We start from the raw sequence: 15,448 nt of genomic DNA, 5'->3' as shown, positions 1-15,448 counted from the left end.
GTCGCTTACAGCGGCCACCTTACCCACACGGTCATCCTCTGCGGCTTATGCAGCGACCTTGGCGATGAAATCGCCGGCGCTGTTCTTGAGATTGTTCAACCGGCCATCGAGCAGGTCGAAGCCGCGGCCGACGCCGTCGATCTCGGCGGCCACCGTCTCGGTATCCTCGCGGATCGCGGCGATGGTCGACGACATCGAATCGGCGGCAAGCGCGGTCTCGTCCACCGCCGCGGTGATCGCGGTGACGGTCTGCGCCTGGGCCTCCATCGCGAAGCGGATCCGCTCGGCGGATTCCTGCACCTCGGTGACGGTGGTCTTGATGCTGGCGTTGGTCTCCACCGTCGAACGCGTCGCCGACTGGATCGAGGCGATCTTGGCGGCGATGTCGTCGGTGGCGCGCGCGGTCTGGTTGGCGAGGCTCTTCACCTCCTGGGCGACCACCGCGAAGCCGCGGCCGGCATCGCCGGCGCGGGCGGCCTCGATGGTCGCGTTGAGCGCGAGCAAATTGGTCTGGCCGGCGATGTCGCGGATCAGCCCGAGGATCGATTCGATCGATTTGGCGTGATCGGACAGCGCCTCGGACATGCCGACCGCGTTGCTCGCCTGGACGCTGGCGCGCTGAGCGATCTCGGCGGCGGCCTCCACTTCGGTGCGGGCGTCCTCGATGGCGCGGATCAGCCCGGCGGCGGTCTGCGCCGCCTCGCGCATCGCGACGGCCGATTGTTCGGCGGCGGCGGCGACTTCGCTCGCCTTGCCGAGCATGCCGCGTGCGGAACCCGAGCTGCGCGCCGCCTGGCCGCGGAGCACCTGGCCCTCATCGGTTGCGGTCTCGACCGCAGTGGCGATGCCCTCGCGGAACTCCTCGGCGAGCTGGTCGCGCTGGAACTTGTCGTTGTGGCGCTGATAGGCCGAATAGAGCGTGCAATAGATGTCGCATTCCAGCGAGCGCAACCGCAGCAGTAGGTCGGTCAGCTGCACATAGCGTTCGTCGGTGGCGTCGAGGCGGCGGCGCAGGATGTCGAAGGTGCGGCGCGCGCCGGCATCGGTCATCGCCAGGATCGGGGTGAGCCCGACGTCGAGCGAATAGGCGCTGGCGACCGTCCGCTCGGCCGATTCGACCCAGGAGATGCCGGCCAGGTTGGTGAAGCGGTTACGCAGGTAATTGACGCCGAGGTCGATCATCCGGTCCGCTTCGTGCGGCGCCCAATTGCCGCCATCGCCGTACAGGCGCTGGCGCTGCTTCCAATGCGCCTCGGAAACCGAGCGCGCGTCCTGCTCGATCACCGTCCACAGCTCGCGCGATAGTTCGACATCGGCGGGCGAGAGGTCGAACAAGCGCAGTCGCTCGGCAAGATTGATCGTCTTGCTTACGCTCTCCGGCGGCGGCAACTGCTTCTGCGGCACAGCATTCCCTTTACCCTGTCACCAGCTCCCCGACCGGTGGTGATCCCCGATCTAACCCGCATTGGTTAACAGGGTGTTGGTCTCCAGCATGCGGGCAATCGCTTGCATCCAAGGCTCGTCAGCCTAATAGGCAGAGCAATTCAAAGCTCCCCGAGGACCATTCATGGCATCCCGCAATCCGGCGCGCCCGCGCAGCCCGCATCTTTTCGCCGGCCCACTCAAGCTTCACTACAGCTGGGGCCCGCACATGCTGGTCTCGATCCTGCATCGCGCCACCGGCAGCGGCATGGCGACGGTGGGGACGATCCTGCTCGTCTGGTGGCTCGCCGCACTCGCCGCCGGCGCCCAGGCCTATGCGACCTTCGTCGACGTGTTCACCACCGATGCCGGCCATCTCAACATCCTCGGCTGGATCGTCGCGGTGGGGCTGACGCTGTCGTTCTTCGTCCATGCGCTCAACGGCATCCGCCATCTGGTGATGGACGCCGGCGCGGCGTTCGAGCTCAAGCGCAACAAGATGTTCGCGCTCGGCGTGATGATCGGCGCGGTGGTGCTCACCGCGCTGTTCTGGATCTTCGTCATGGGGGTGAAGTGATGGGTTCGGGCACCAGCATCGGCCGCGTCCGCGGTCTCGGCAGCGCCAAGGAAGGCGCGCATCACTGGTGGCGCCAGCGCGTCACCGCGGGCTCCAACCTGTTCCTGATGCTGTGGTTCGTGATCTCGATCGCGCGCCGGCCAGGCTATGATTACGCCAACACCCACGCCTGGATGCAGTCGGCCTGGGTCGCCATCCCGATGATCCTGCTGATCGCCTCGGTGTTCTGGCATTTCCGCCTCGGTCTTCAGGTGGTGATCGAGGATTACGAGCATGAGCAGCGCCGCGTCGCCGCGATCCTGCTGCTCAACTTCTTCACGGTCGGCACCGCCGGCATCGCCATCTTCTCCATTCTCAAGATCGCCTTCGGAGCCGCCGCATAATGCCCGCCTCTTCTGCTGACGCCGCGTATAAGATCATCGATCACACCTATGACGCCGTGGTCGTCGGCGCGGGTGGCTCGGGCCTGCGCGCCGTCATGGAATGCGCGCAGAACGGGCTCAAGACCGCCTGCATCACCAAGGTGTTCCCCACCCGCAGCCACACCGTGGCGGCGCAGGGCGGCATCGCCGCCAGCCTCGGCAACATGGGCCCGGACCATTGGACCTGGCACATGTTCGATACCGTCAAGGGCTCCGACTGGCTCGGTGACCAGGACGCGATCGAGTACATGGTTCGCGAGGCGCCGGCCGCGGTCTATGAGCTCGAGCATGCCGGCATGCCGTTCAGCCGCACCGACGAGGGCCGGATCTACCAGCGCCCGTTCGGCGGCATGATGCAGAACATGGGCGAGGGCCCGCCCGCGCAGCGCACCTGCGCCGCCGCGGATCGCACCGGCCATGCTATGCTGCACACGCTGTACCAGCAGAGCTTGCGCTACGATGCCGACTTCTACGTGGAATATTTCGCGCTCGACCTGATCATGGAGAATGGCGAGTGCCGCGGCGTGATTGCGTTGTGCATGGAAGACGGCTCGATCCACCGCTTCCGCGCGCACAACACCGTGCTCGCCACCGGCGGCTACGGCCGCTGCTATTTCTCGGCGACCTCGGCGCACACCTGCACCGGTGACGGCGGCGGCATGGTGCTGCGCGCCGGCCTGCCGTTACAGGACATGGAGTTCGTCCAGTTCCACCCGACCGGCATCTACGGCGCCGGCGTGCTGATCACCGAGGGCGCGCGCGGCGAGGGCGGCTATCTCACCAATTCCGAGGGCGAGCGCTTCATGGAGCGCTATGCCCCGAGCGCCAAGGACCTCGCCTCGCGCGACGTCGTCAGCCGCTCGATGGCGATGGAGATGCGTGAAGGCCGCGGTGTCGGCAAGAACGGCGACCACATCTTCCTGCACCTCGATCACATTGATCCCAAGGTGCTCCACGAGCGCCTGCCGGGGATCACCGAGACCGGCAAGATCTTCGCCGGCGTTGACCTCACCCGCCAGCCGCTGCCCGTCACGCCGACGGTGCATTACAACATGGGCGGCATCCCGACCAACTTCCACGGCGAGGTCGTCCACCTCAAGGACGGCAATCCGGACACGGTGGTGCCCGGCCTGTTCGCGGTGGGCGAGGCGGCCTGCGTCTCGGTCCACGGCGCCAACCGCCTCGGTTCGAACAGCCTGATCGATCTGGTCGTGTTCGGCCGCGCCACCGGCAAGCGCATCGCCGACATCACCAAGCCCAACACCACGCACAATCCGCTGCCCAAGGGATCGGAAGAGCTGGCGCTGGGCCGGCTTGACAAGGTCCGCCACTCGAGCGGCAGCCTGACCACCGCCGAGGTCCGCCTCGAGATGCAGCGCACCATGCAGAAGCATTGCGCAGTGTTCCGCGACAATGCGCTGCTCACCGAGGGGCAGACGCTGATCAAGGCGACCTACGGCAAGATGGCCGAGATCGGCATCAACGATCGCTCGATGATCTGGAACACCGATCTCGTCGAGACGCTCGAGCTCGACAACCTCATCGCCCAGGCGGTGGTGACGGTCGACTCGGCGGCCAACCGCAAGGAATCGCGCGGCGCCCACGTCAACGAGGATTATCCTGATCGCGACGACGGCGAGTGGATGAAGCACACCATTACCACCTTCACCGGCTGGGGTGGCGTCGGTGGCGCGACCGCGATCGATTATCGCCCGGTGCACGATTATACGCTCACCGACGACGTCGAGTACATCAAGCCCAAGAAGCGGGTCTATTGAGCAAACGGGGGGCGGGCGGTCGCTCGCCCCCGTGCCGTCGCTGTGCCGGGCGTGCCGCAAAAGCGGCCCGGTTACGCCGGCAGCAGCGCGGCCAACTGCCGGATCGCCTGGCCGCTGAACGCCGCGGTCGCTTCGCCATCCACGGTCACCGCATGCTCGGGCGTCAACACCGCCGCATTCTGCAGTTCATTGTCGAGCGTCGTCCACGCGCGCACCGCTGCGGCGAGGTTGGTGACCTCGGGCAGTTCGTTGCCGCCGCGGCTGACGTTCTCGAGCGCCGCGCTCATCTTCCAGTCGATGTCTGCCATGGGATCTCCGAAGGCGAGGGGAGAGGGGGGCGTCACCATCACGACTGCCGACGGCTCTTCATCAGCAGCAGCGCGATCGCGCTCGCAGTAAGGCCGGTGCTGATCGCGGCAACCGTCTTGGGGTGCTTGGACGCGGCGGTGTAGAGGCTCGATTGACGCGCAGGGATCTCGCCCGAGCGCTCCTGCCCGGTGCGGATGCCGCCCTCGAACAGGTTGCTCGGCTTGGGCTGGCGCTTGGTCGGATCGGTGAAGGCCGCCGCGGCCTTGGGCGCAAGCCGCTCGAGCAACGCGGGGAAATGGGTCGCGAACAGCACCTGGGCGCGGCCGGCGCCGCCGACGGTGATGTCGCGCTTGGGGTGCTCGGCGCAGAACAGGATGGCGTCGGCGACGAGCTTGGGATCATAGGGCGGCAGCGGGATCTGGCCCTCGCCGCGGACGTGGTTGGTGGCATGCTGGCCGATAGGGGTGTCGATCCCGGATGGCTTCACCAGCGTCACCGCGATCGGCACGCCATCGTTGTGCAGCTCCATGCGCAGCGACTGCATATAGGCCTTCACCGCATGCTTGGCGGCGGCATAGGCACCCATCTGCGGGCTCGGCATGTCCGAGACGATCGAGGCGACGGTGATCAGCGCGCCGCCGCCCTTGAGGTGCGGCACCGCCGCCAGCGCGCCGTTGACCGCGCCGAAATAGTCGGTGCGAAACAGCCGCTCATGCTCTTCGTTAGGCGTGTCCATCAGCTTGGCGTAGATCGTCACCCCGGCATTGTTCACCCAGGTGTCGATCCGGCCGAACCGCTCCACGGCGTGCGCGGCGGCGGCCTTCACCGCCTCGGCATCGCCGACATCGGCGGCAAACGAATCCGCCACGCCGCCGACGGCGGTGATCTCGGCCACCAGGCTGCGCAACTGGTCATCGCTGCGCGACACCAGCACCACCTTGGCGCCCTTGGCGGCGGCGGCGCGGGCGGTGACGAGGCCGATGCCGGAACTGGCGCCGGTGATGACGATCACTTGTTCATTCAATGGCTTCAGGGTCAATTTCATCGGGGCAGCTTTCTCGCGAGTCGGTGGCCAAGCGCGCGGATGGCCGCGCTTGTTCCGGGGTGTTCGCGCGCGGCGGGGGCGCGCAGCAGCTACTTTTATTTGCGCCGCCGGGAACGGGTCGGCGGCCGCGCGGTTGGCGGCGTCATGACTGCAGACACCATCGCCCAGCGCGCCGGCGCCGCCAGCTATCCCCTGCTGGCCCATCCCCACATCCAGCTCCACGGCACGGTGGACGAGGCGATGTACACCAACTTCAAGGGCCAGCTGATCAACGCGCCGCAGGATGGCCCGCTGGTGGTGTCGATCACCACGCTCGGCGGCGACCCCGAGATGGCGCGGGCGATGGCGGACGATATCCGGCTGCTGCGCGAATATACCGGGCGCGAGACGCTGTTCCTCGGCAAGGTCGCAGTCTATTCGGCCGGCGCGACCTTCATGGCCGGCTTTCCCGCCGAGAAGCGGTTCCTGACGCGGGAGTCGCGGATCATGATCCACGAACGGCTGATGAACAGCACCATCCACCTCAACGGGCCGCTGATCACGCTCGGCTATACGCTCAAGGCCAAGCTCCACGAGATCGAGGATTCGATCCGCATCCAGGACGAGGGCTTCCGCGATCTCGTCGCCGGCACCCAGGTGTCGCTCGACGAGCTCAAGCAGAAGGCACCGTCCAATTGGTACATCGAGGCCGAGGAAGCCAAGCGGCTCGGGCTGGTGCTGGACGTGATCTGATCGCTGCAGGGGTTGCGCAGGGGCGGCGAAAGGCATAGCCGCACTCGCAGCATATCACGAGGAGCGAAGCGGCAATGGCCGAGTTCAGCCTGCCCAAGAACAGCAAGATCAAGAGCAAGGGCAAGGTCCACCAGGCGACGAGCACGCCCGAGGGCGGGCCCAAGCGGATCAAGAAGTTCCAGGTCTACCGCTACGATCCCGACAGCGGCGAGAACCCACGCTACGACACGTTCGAGATCAACCTCGACGATTGCGGCCCGATGGTGCTCGATGCGCTGATCAAGATGAAGGGCGAGCAAGACAGCTCGCTGACCTTCCGTCGGTCGTGCCGCGAGGGCATTTGCGGGTCGTGTTCGATGAACATCGACGGGCGCAACGGCCTCGCCTGCACCACCGCCATCGAAGACGTGAAGGGCGACGTGAAGATCACGCCGCTGCCGTCGATGGACGTGATCAAGGATCTCGTCCCCGATTTCACCCACTTCTACGCGCAGTACAGCTCGATCAAGCCGTGGATGCAGACGGTGTCGCCGCCGCCCTCGGGCAAGGAGCGGCGGCAGTCGCCGGAAGATCGCGCCAAGCTGGACGGTCTCTACGAGTGCATCCTGTGCGCCTGCTGCTCGACGTCCTGTCCGAGCTATTGGTGGAACGCCGACAAGTTCCTGGGGCCGGCGATCCTACTCCAGGCATATCGCTGGCTGGCCGACAGCCGCGACGAGATGACCGGCGAGCGGCTCGACGAGCTCGAGGATCCGTTCCGCCTGTACCGCTGCCACACGATCATGAATTGCGCGAACACCTGCCCCAAGGGTCTTAACCCGGCCAAGGCGATCGCCGAGATCAAGAAGATGGAAGTCGAGCGGGTCCTCTGATCCGCTCGCCGGCGCCGCAGCGTTGAGCGACCCTTCCGCCGATCCGTTCGCGTCCTATGACGACGATCCTACCGCGCCGGGATGGAAGGTGTGGCGGCAGGCCGGGCGTGCCCGGTTCAACGCGTTCCTCGAGCCTTACCATGTCAGGCTCGAGGATGGCATCGCGCGGGTGCGGATCACGCCCCGTCCCGAGCATGCCAACACCCATGATGCGATCCACGGCGGCGCGCTGCTCGGCTTCATGGACGTCGCCCTGTTTGCCGCCGCACGCGGGTTCGGCGCGCTGGGGGCGGGTGGGGGCGTGACGCTGGACCTGTCCGCGCAGTTCATCGGTGCCGGCAATCTGGCCCTCCCGCTCGAGGCGCGGGTCGAGCTGCTGCGCGAGACCGGGCGGATGCTGTTCATGCGCGGGCTGATCGTTCAGGAGGGCGCGCCGACCGTTGCCAGTTTCACCGGCACGCTGCGCAAGGCGACGCCGCGCCCGGCTTGATATCTTCCGGTGCGGCCGTGATGGGCGCAGCACCGGGTCACGCAGTGCATCGCCCTGGCCTTGGGCTCCTGCCTGCTCAGGAGCATCATCAATGACCAAGGTTCTGACTGCCTATGAAGCGCTGGTAGCGGCCGGGGAGCTTCGCCCGGACCCGGAACAGCGCGCCGCGGCCGAGCAGCTCGATCGGCTGGCCAGCGTGCTCGACCAGCCGGCGAAGACCGGCTTGTTCGCGCGGCTGACCGGCGGCAAGCGGGCCGCGCCGCGCGGCATCTATCTGTGGGGCGACGTCGGCCGCGGCAAGTCGATGCTGATGGACCTGTTCTACGCCCATATCGCGGCCAGCCCCAAGCGGCGGGTCCACTTCTCCGAATTCATGCTCGAGGTCCATGGCCGTATCGCCATCGAGCGGCGCAAGGAGGCCGGCGACCCGATCGCGCCGGTCGCCGCCGCGATCGCGGCGGAAGCACGGCTGCTCGCATTCGACGAGATGATGGTCACCAACAGCCCGGATGCGATGATCCTGTCGCGCCTGTTCACCGCGCTGATCGAGGCCGGGGTGACGATCGTCACCACCTCCAACCGCGCGCCGGCCGATCTCTACAAGAACGGGCTCAACCGCGAGCATTTCCTGCCCTTCATCGCGCTGATCGAGCGCCGCCTCGACGTGCTCGCGCTCAACGGCCCGGTCGACTATCGCCGAGACCGGCTCGGCAGCCAGGATACCTGGCTGGTGCCCAACGGTGCCGAGGCAACCGCGCAGCTCTCTGCCGCCTTCTTCCGGCTGACCGACTATCCGGTCGAGGATCGGGCGCATGTGCCGTCCGAGGAGCTGACGGTGCAGGGCCGCACACTTCACGTGCCCAAGAGCCTGAAGGGCGTCGCGGTCTTCTCGTTCAAACGATTGTGCGGCGAGGCACGCGGGGTGGCGGACTATCTGGCGATCGCCCGGCGTTTTCACACCGTGATCCTGGTCGGCATTCCCAAACTCGGCCCGGAGAACCGCAACGAGGCGGCGCGGTTCGTCGCGCTGATCGACGCCCTGTACGAGCACAAGGTCAAGCTGCTCGCCGCGGCGGATGCCCAGCCGGACCATCTGTATGAAACCGGTGATGGCCGTTTCGAGTTCGAGCGCACGGTCAGCCGGCTGGAGGAAATGCGCTCGGAAGACTATCTGTCGGCCGGCCACAACACCAATTGCTGATGATCTGAGGTTGCCTCCGGCAGGGCAATCTTAATCACCGTCACGGTAGGCACGGATATGCCGCGTGAGGATTATCGCAGACGGATGACGCTGGACGTCGTGCGCGGGATCGCGATCCTGCTCGTTCTCGGCTTCCACCTGCGCATGCCCACGGGCGCGGCATCCTTTGACGCCATCGTAGCACCGATATTCGCGGTCGGCTGGGTCGGGGTGGATCTGTTCTTCGTACTCAGCGGCTTCCTGATCGGTCGGATCATCCTGACTGCTGTCGCAACGCCGACGGGACTCGATCGCCGAGCTTTCTTCGCGCGCAGGGTGTTGCGCCTTTGGCCAGTGCTCTTCGTATATCTCGCGACGATGATGCTGATCAGCGGCGCCGACAGCTGGCGCAGTATCTGGCCGGTCCTGCTCCACATTCAGAATTACGATGATCGGGCGCCGAGTCACTTATGGTCATTGGCGGTTGAGGAGCATTTCTACTTGCTGATGGTCATGGTGTTGCCGGCCGTGATGCGCGCGGGCGGTCATCGTGCTATCGAGCGATTGCTGATAGCGACAATGGTGGCGTGCCTGCTGCTCCGCCTGGCCGCGTTGGAGTGGGGGGAGCCGCTGCTCCATCTTCAATGGCAAACGCAGTACCGACTCGACTCGCTCGCGTTTGGCGTGCTGATGGCGTCTATCGCGCGCCACCGACCGTCGCTCTACGTGGCACTCTCGCGGCATCGGGCAGCGCTGATCGGCATTGCCCTTGGCGGCTATTCGGTTCTTGCCGTGTTTGGCGACGGGGCATTTCGGCACGGACCCGGCTTTACCATTGCCTATCTTTCCTCCGGCGCCCTCATCCTGGCCTTGGAAGATTGCCGCATTCCCCGCCTGTTGCTGCATCCAGCTAGATGCCTCGCTTGGCTGGGGCTCATCGCCTATCCACTGTACATCTGGCATGCCAGCATCGCGGCCGTTGCACGGCCGCTGCTACCGTTCTTCGGGGTTCCGCAGGGAGCGATAGCGCCGCTGGCCGCGGTGATCTGCATCATGGTCGGTGCTTCGATCTCAAGCCTCGTCGAGCGGCCGATGATGAAGCTGGCTCGTCGTCATCCGCGGCGGCCATACTCCGGCGGAGCACCTGCACCTGCTTAACGCTATTGCGAACAACATGCAATAAGAAACGTCGAGGGTGGCCTTTTGCGGTTGTGCCGGCCCGAGGATGAGCTTATGCGGCATGACCAATCACCGAATGTTTTGAGACGGAGACGGATTGGAATGGCTCGCAAGAAGATCGCGCTGATCGGCGCCGGCAATATCGGCGGCACGCTCGCGCACCTCGCGGCACTCAAGGGCTTGGGTGACATCGTTCTGTTCGACGTCGTTGAGGGCGTGCCGCAGGGCAAGGCACTCGATCTGTCGCAGTGCGCGCCGGTCGAGGGCTTCGATGCCAAGATCGTCGGGTCCAACGATTATGCCGACATCGCCGGCGCCGACGTGATCATCGTCACCGCCGGTGTCGCGCGCAAGCCCGGCATGAGCCGCGACGACCTGCTCGGCATCAACCTCAAGGTGATGAAGGCGGTCGGCGAGGGCATCAAGAACAACGCCCCCGACGCGTTCGTGATCTGCATCACCAACCCGCTCGACGCGATGGTCTGGGCGCTTCGCGAATTCTCCGGTCTGCCCCATCACAATGTGGTCGGCATGGCCGGCGTGCTCGATTCGGCGCGCTTCAGCCACTTCCTTGCCGACGAGTTCAACGTTTCGGTGCAGGACGTCACCTCCTTCGTGCTCGGCGGCCATGGCGATACCATGGTGCCGGTGATCAGCTATTCCACCGTGTCCGGCATCCCGGTGCCCGATCTGATCGAGATGGGCTTCTCCACCCAGGAGAAGATCGACGCGATCGTCAAGCGCACCCGCGGCGGCGGCGGCGAGATCGTCGCATTGCTCAAGACCGGCTCGGCCTATTATGCCCCGGCGACCAGCGGCATCGCGATGGCCGAGGCCTATCTCTACGACCAGAAGCGCGTGCTGCCGGCCGCCGCCTATGTCTCGGGCGAATATGGCCTCAACGATCTCTACGTTGGCGTGCCGGTCGTGATCGGCGCCGGCGGGGTCGAGAAGATCGTCGAGATCAAGCTCGACGACGAAGCCAAGGCCAACCTCCAGGTCTCGGTCGACGCGGTCAAGGAGCTGCTGGAAGCCTGCAAGGGCATCGACGAGAGCCTCGCCTGATCCATGTGTCGCTGCGCGGGCCCAGGCCCGCGCGCTAGTTTTCCACCCCGCCGTGCGGGGTAATCCACTCGGGAGCCCCCATGAGCATCCTCGTCGACAAGAACACCAAGGTCATCACCCAGGGGATGACCGGCAAGACCGGCACCTTCCACACCCGGGCGGCGCTCGATTACGGCACCCAGATGGTCGGCGGCGTCACCCCGGGCAAGGGCGGCACCACGCATGAGGAGCTGGGCCTGCCCAACTTCGACACCGTCGCCGAAGCGATCAGCAAGACCGGCGCCAATGCCTCGGTGATCTACGTGCCGCCCCCCTTCGCCGCCGATTCGATCCTCGAGGCGATCGATGCCGAGATCCCGCTGATCGTCGCGATCACCGAGGGCATTCCGGTGCTCGACATGGTCAAGGTCAAGCGCGCGCTGTCGGGCTCCAAGAGCCGCCTGATCGGCCCGAACTGCCCGGGCGTGCTGACCCCGGGCGAGTGCAAGATCGGCATCATGCCCGGCTCGATCTTCAAGAAGGGCTCGGTCGGCGTCGTCTCGCGCTCCGGCACGCTGACCTATGAGGCGGTGTTCCAGACCTCCAACGCCGGCCTCGGCCAGACCACCGCGGTCGGCATCGGCGGCGATCCGGTCAACGGCACCAACTTCATCGACGTGCTCGAGCTGTTCCTCGCCGACGATGCCACCGAGAGCATCATCATGATCGGCGAAATCGGCGGTTCGGCCGAAGAGGAAGCCGCCCAGTTCCTGCGCGGCGAGGCCAAGCGCGGCCGCAGCAAGCCGATGGCGGGCTTCATCGCCGGCCGCACCGCACCGCCGGGGCGCCGCATGGGCCATGCCGGCGCGATCGTGTCGGGCGGCCAAGGCGGCGCCGAGGACAAGATCGCGGCGATGGAAGCGGCCGGGATCAAGGTCGCGGCGAGCCCGAGCGAGCTCGGCTCGACGCTGCTGGAAGTGTTGAAGGGCTGACCTGTACCGTCATCCCGGGCTCGACCCGGGATCCAGAGCGGCCGGCGGGTCGCTCGCTGCTCTGGACCCCGGCTCGAGGCCGGGGTGACGCCTGAACGAAGACGAGCGGCCGGAGACGAATAATGGGCTACGAAGGTCAGGATTTCAGCGACATCGCGTCGGGCGTCAGCCCGGCGTTCATTGAAGCGCTCTACGCCAAATACCAGGCGGACCAGTCGTCGGTCGATCTCGGCTGGCGCGGGTTATTCGAGGGGCTGGAAGCCGGCACCGGTGGCCCGAGCTGGACCAACAAGCGCTGGCCGCTGACCAGCACCGACGACCTCACCGCCGCGCTCGACCCCACCCAGATGGAGCCCGCGCCCAAGCCCGCCAAGGGTGGCGGCAAGCCCGCCGCCGCGGCCGCCGCTGCGCCGTCTAAGGACGATATCATCAAGGCCGCCGGCGACGCGATCCGCGCCCAGCTGCTGATCCGCACCTATCGCGTCCGCGGCCACCTGGCCGCCAACCTCGATCCGCTCGGCCTGTCGCGCCGCGAGATGCCCGACGACCTGCGCACCGAATATTACGGCTTCACCAACGCCGATCTCGATCGCCCGATCTACCTCGCCGGAACGATGGGCTTCGAATGGGCGACCGTGCGCGAGCTCGTCGACACGCTGCGCCGCAACTACTGCGGCAACGTCGGCCTCGAATACATGCACATCGTCGATGTCGAGGAGCGCCGCTTCCTGCAGGAGCGCATGGAGGGCAAGGACAAGGCGATCGAGTTCAGCGTCGACGGCAAGAAGGCGATCCTCACCAAGGTCATCGAGGCCGAGCAGTGGGAGAAGTTCCTCGGCAAGAAATATGTCGGGACCAAGCGCTTCGGCCTCGACGGCGGCGAATCGATGATCCCGGCGCTCGAGAGCGTGATCAAGTACGGCGGCCAGGATGGCGTGCGCGAGATCGTCTACGGCATGGCCCATCGCGGCCGCCTTAACGTGCTCGCCAACGTCATGAACAAGCCGCTGCGCGTGATCTTCCACGAATTCGCCGGCGGCTCGGCCAACCCCGATGACATCGGCGGCTCGGGCGACGTCAAATACCATCTCGGCACCTCGACCGATCGCGAGTTCGACGGTCACAAGGTCCACATGTCGTTGGTCGCCAACCCGTCGCACCTCGAGGCGGCGGACCCGGTGGTGCTCGGCAAGACCCGCGCGATCCAGACCATCGCCAACGATCTCACCGAGCACACCGGCTCGCTGCCGGTGCTGATCCACGGCGATGCGGCGTTCGCGGGGCAGGGGATCGTCTGGGAGTGCCTCGGCTTCTCGGGCATCCGCGGCTATAACACCGGCGGCTGCGTCCACTTCATCATCAACAACCAGGTCGGCTTCACCACCAGCCCGCAGTTCGCGCGCTCGTCGCCTTACCCGTCGGATGTCGCCAAGGGCGTCCAGGCACCGGTGTTCCACGTCAACGGCGACGATCCCGAAGCGGTGACCTTCGCCACCAAGATGGCGATCGAGTTCCGCCAGAAGTTCCATCGCGACATCGTGATCGACATGTGGTGCTATCGCCGCTTCGGCCACAATGAGGGCGACGAGCCCGGCTTCACTCAGCCACTGATGTACAACAAGATCCGCTCGCACCCCGGTGTCGCCGAGATCTACAGCAAGCGGCTGATCACCGAAGGCGTGATCGATCAGGCGTGGCTGGACGACAAGATCCACCAGTTCAACACGCTGCTCGAAGGCGAGTTCGAGGCCGGCGCGAGCTACAAGCCCAACAAGGCGGACTGGTTCGCCGGTCGCTGGTCCGGCCTGTCGGCGCCGACCGATGGCGGCACCGAGCGCCGCAACGTCGAGACCGGCATCGAGCTCAAGCTGTTCGACGCGCTCGGCCGCACGCTGACCACGGTGCCCGACAGCATCCAGATCCACAAGACGCTCAATCGGGTGATCGATGCCAAGCGGCAGATGTTCAAGTCCGGCGAGAACTTCGACTGGGCGACCGGCGAGGCGCTGGCGTTCGGCTCGTTGCTCTCCGAAGGCTATGGCGTCCGCCTGTCGGGCCAGGATTCGGGCCGCGGCACCTTCTCGCAGCGCCATGCGGTGTGGGTCGACCAGACCGACGAGCATAAGTATGTGCCGCTGACCACGGTGGAGCATGGCCGCTTCGAGGTGCTCGACAGCCCGCTGTCCGAATATGGCGTGCTCGGCTTTGAATATGGCTATGCGCTGGCGGATCCCAAGACGCTGGTGATGTGGGAGGCGCAGTTCGGCGACTTCGTCAACGGCGCGCAGATCATGATCGATCAGTTCATCACCTCGGGCGAGTCCAAGTGGCTGCGCGCCAACGGCCTGGTGATGCTGCTGCCGCACGGCTACGAAGGTCAGGGCCCCGAGCATAGCTCGGCCCGCCCCGAGCGCTTCCTCCAGTCGTGCGCGCAGGACAATATCCAGGTCGCCAATTGCACCACTCCGGCGAACTACTTCCACCTGCTGCGCCGGCAGATGCACCGCAACTTCCGTAAACCCCTGATCGTGATGACGCCCAAGTCGCTGCTCCGCCACAAGCTGGCGGTGTCGACGGCGGCGGAGTTCCAGGGCGACAGCCACTTCAAGCGCCTGCTCTCCGACACCAACGGTGCGGCCGACGCGGACACGAAGCGGCTGGTGCTGTGCACCGGCAAGGTCGCCTACGACCTGATCGAGGCGCGCAACGCGGCAGGCGATACCGGTACGCAGATCGTGCGTGTCGAGCAGCTCTATCCCTTCCCCGGCGACGCGCTCGCGCGCCGGATCGCGCGGATGTCAAACCTCGAGGATGTGGTCTGGGCGCAGGAAGAGCCGAAGAACAACGGCTATTGGTTCTTCGTCGAGCCGCTGATCGAGGAATCGCTCCACGCGGCGGAGTGCATGGTGAAGCGTGCGCGCTACGCCGGCCGGTCGGCCGCGGCATCACCCGCGACCGGGCTGATGAAGCGTCACACCGCCGAGCAGGGGGCGCTCGTCGCCGATGCGCTCGGCCACAACGTCCGAGAAGAGATCCGCCGCACCCGCAGCGAGGGCTCGACCACCACGGCTCGCCCTGTCCAAGGGCCGAGCAGCTAACACACCTACCCGACTGAACCCCTGGTATCGGGGTAGAAGGATTGAGAGATGGCAACCGAAGTCACCGTCCCCGTTCTGGGCGAATCGATCACCGAAGCCACCGTCGGCGAGTGGCTGAAGCAGCCCGGCGACCCGGTGAAGGCCGATGAGCCGATCGCCAGCCTCGAGACCGACAAGGTCTCGGTCGAGGTGCCCTCGCCGGTCGCGGGCGTGATGGGCCAACATGCCGTCCAGGTGGGCGATACCGTCCAGGTCGGCGCGCTACTGGTGACGATCGATGCCGGCGGCGGCGCTGCTGCTGCTCCGGC

The 15,448-nt window shown here is 66.2% G+C and carries 15 protein-coding genes; 12 read left to right on the top strand and 3 right to left on the bottom strand.

Annotation, left to right across the window (positions count from 1 at the left end):
• Positions 1-45 precede the first annotated feature (45 nt).
• On the bottom strand, positions 46-1,404 hold the full coding sequence (locus OXR60_RS11610) for a methyl-accepting chemotaxis protein (RefSeq protein WP_267396070.1): 1,359 nt from the start codon (positions 1,402-1,404) through the stop codon (positions 46-48).
• Between the two features lie 163 nt (positions 1,405-1,567).
• Between OXR60_RS11610 and sdhC the strand changes: the two genes are divergently transcribed.
• From sdhC to sdhA, 3 genes are read left to right on the top strand one after another with little or no spacing between them, the layout of a single operon-like run.
• Entirely contained in the window at positions 1,568-1,999 is a 432-nt protein-coding gene (gene sdhC / locus OXR60_RS11605) for a succinate dehydrogenase, cytochrome b556 subunit (protein ID WP_267396069.1), read from the top strand.
• Complete coding sequence (gene sdhD, locus OXR60_RS11600; protein ID WP_267396068.1) at positions 1,999-2,382, top strand: succinate dehydrogenase, hydrophobic membrane anchor protein; 384 nt, start codon at positions 1,999-2,001, stop codon at positions 2,380-2,382. The genes sdhC and sdhD overlap by 1 nt, the downstream gene beginning before the upstream one ends.
• The gene (gene sdhA / locus OXR60_RS11595) at positions 2,382-4,199 is read left to right on the top strand and encodes a succinate dehydrogenase flavoprotein subunit (protein WP_267396067.1); all 1,818 of its coding nucleotides are present in this window, start codon (positions 2,382-2,384) and stop codon (positions 4,197-4,199) included. Before sdhD ends, sdhA begins: the two co-directional genes overlap by 1 nt.
• A 71-nt stretch (positions 4,200-4,270) precedes the next feature.
• Here sdhA and OXR60_RS11590 read toward each other — a convergent pair whose 3' ends face one another.
• Together OXR60_RS11590 and OXR60_RS11585 are read right to left on the bottom strand one after the other, a co-directional pair.
• Positions 4,271-4,507, bottom strand: a complete 237-nt coding sequence (locus tag OXR60_RS11590) for a hypothetical protein (RefSeq protein WP_267396066.1) — start codon at positions 4,505-4,507, stop codon at positions 4,271-4,273.
• Between the two features lie 38 nt (positions 4,508-4,545).
• The gene (locus tag OXR60_RS11585) at positions 4,546-5,553 is read right to left on the bottom strand and encodes an SDR family oxidoreductase (protein WP_267396065.1); all 1,008 of its coding nucleotides are present in this window, start codon (positions 5,551-5,553) and stop codon (positions 4,546-4,548) included.
• Positions 5,554-5,697: 144 nt separating this feature from the next.
• On the opposite strand from OXR60_RS11585, the gene OXR60_RS11580 reads away from it, so the two are divergent.
• From OXR60_RS11580 to OXR60_RS11540, 9 genes are all read left to right on the top strand, one after another.
• Complete coding sequence (locus OXR60_RS11580; RefSeq protein WP_267396064.1) at positions 5,698-6,285, top strand: ATP-dependent Clp protease proteolytic subunit; 588 nt, start codon at positions 5,698-5,700, stop codon at positions 6,283-6,285.
• A gap of 74 nt (positions 6,286-6,359) precedes the next feature.
• The gene (locus OXR60_RS11575; protein ID WP_267396063.1) at positions 6,360-7,157 is read left to right on the top strand and encodes a succinate dehydrogenase iron-sulfur subunit; all 798 of its coding nucleotides are present in this window, start codon (positions 6,360-6,362) and stop codon (positions 7,155-7,157) included.
• Between the two features lie 22 nt (positions 7,158-7,179).
• Complete coding sequence (locus tag OXR60_RS11570) at positions 7,180-7,647, top strand: PaaI family thioesterase (RefSeq protein WP_267396062.1); 468 nt, start codon at positions 7,180-7,182, stop codon at positions 7,645-7,647.
• A gap of 91 nt (positions 7,648-7,738) precedes the next feature.
• A complete protein-coding gene (zapE, locus tag OXR60_RS11565; protein ID WP_267396061.1) occupies positions 7,739-8,848 on the top strand; it encodes a cell division protein ZapE in 1,110 nt (369 codons plus the stop codon).
• 84 nt (positions 8,849-8,932) lie between these two features.
• Positions 8,933-9,985, top strand: a complete 1,053-nt coding sequence (locus OXR60_RS11560; protein ID WP_267396060.1) for an acyltransferase — start codon at positions 8,933-8,935, stop codon at positions 9,983-9,985.
• Between the two features lie 123 nt (positions 9,986-10,108).
• The gene (mdh, locus tag OXR60_RS11555) at positions 10,109-11,071 is read left to right on the top strand and encodes a malate dehydrogenase (protein ID WP_267396059.1); all 963 of its coding nucleotides are present in this window, start codon (positions 10,109-10,111) and stop codon (positions 11,069-11,071) included.
• A gap of 80 nt (positions 11,072-11,151) precedes the next feature.
• Positions 11,152-12,042 (top strand): succinate--CoA ligase subunit alpha, encoded by an 891-nt coding sequence (gene sucD, locus OXR60_RS11550; protein ID WP_267396058.1) that lies wholly within the window; start codon positions 11,152-11,154, stop codon positions 12,040-12,042.
• A gap of 122 nt (positions 12,043-12,164) precedes the next feature.
• Positions 12,165-15,140 (top strand): 2-oxoglutarate dehydrogenase E1 component, encoded by a 2,976-nt coding sequence (locus tag OXR60_RS11545; RefSeq protein ID WP_267396057.1) that lies wholly within the window; start codon positions 12,165-12,167, stop codon positions 15,138-15,140.
• A 48-nt stretch (positions 15,141-15,188) separates the two neighbouring features.
• A partial coding sequence (locus OXR60_RS11540; protein WP_346732027.1) for a biotin/lipoyl-containing protein occupies positions 15,189-15,448 on the top strand: 260 nt, incomplete at its 3' end.

This window comes from Sphingomonas sp. GC_Shp_5, from assembly GCF_026540855.1.
In the GTDB taxonomy this organism is placed as follows: Bacteria; Pseudomonadota; Alphaproteobacteria; order Sphingomonadales; family Sphingomonadaceae; genus Sphingomonas.
The sequence above is the reverse complement of the archived record's forward strand: the minus strand, read 5'-3'. Positions and strand labels throughout refer to the sequence as shown.

What these genes read in the sequence shown, in the direction of transcription:
- sdhC (WP_267396069.1), top strand. Translation starts at nt 1,568, where the DNA reads ATGGCATCCCGCAATCCGGCGCGCCCGCGCAGCCCGCATCTTTTCGCC.
- sdhD (WP_267396068.1), top strand. Translation starts at nt 1,999, where the DNA reads ATGGGTTCGGGCACCAGCATCGGCCGCGTCCGCGGTCTCGGCAGCGCC.
- sdhA (WP_267396067.1), top strand. Translation starts at nt 2,382, where the DNA reads ATGCCCGCCTCTTCTGCTGACGCCGCGTATAAGATCATCGATCACACC.
- OXR60_RS11590 (WP_267396066.1), bottom strand. Translation starts at nt 4,507, where the DNA reads ATGGCAGACATCGACTGGAAGATGAGCGCGGCGCTCGAGAACGTCAGC.
- OXR60_RS11585 (WP_267396065.1), bottom strand. Translation starts at nt 5,553, where the DNA reads ATGAAATTGACCCTGAAGCCATTGAATGAACAAGTGATCGTCATCACC.
- OXR60_RS11580 (WP_267396064.1), top strand. Translation starts at nt 5,698, where the DNA reads ATGACTGCAGACACCATCGCCCAGCGCGCCGGCGCCGCCAGCTATCCC.
- OXR60_RS11575 (WP_267396063.1), top strand. Translation starts at nt 6,360, where the DNA reads ATGGCCGAGTTCAGCCTGCCCAAGAACAGCAAGATCAAGAGCAAGGGC.
- zapE (WP_267396061.1), top strand. Translation starts at nt 7,739, where the DNA reads ATGACCAAGGTTCTGACTGCCTATGAAGCGCTGGTAGCGGCCGGGGAG.
- OXR60_RS11560 (WP_267396060.1), top strand. Translation starts at nt 8,933, where the DNA reads ATGACGCTGGACGTCGTGCGCGGGATCGCGATCCTGCTCGTTCTCGGC.
- mdh (WP_267396059.1), top strand. Translation starts at nt 10,109, where the DNA reads ATGGCTCGCAAGAAGATCGCGCTGATCGGCGCCGGCAATATCGGCGGC.
- sucD (WP_267396058.1), top strand. Translation starts at nt 11,152, where the DNA reads ATGAGCATCCTCGTCGACAAGAACACCAAGGTCATCACCCAGGGGATG.
- OXR60_RS11545 (WP_267396057.1), top strand. Translation starts at nt 12,165, where the DNA reads ATGGGCTACGAAGGTCAGGATTTCAGCGACATCGCGTCGGGCGTCAGC.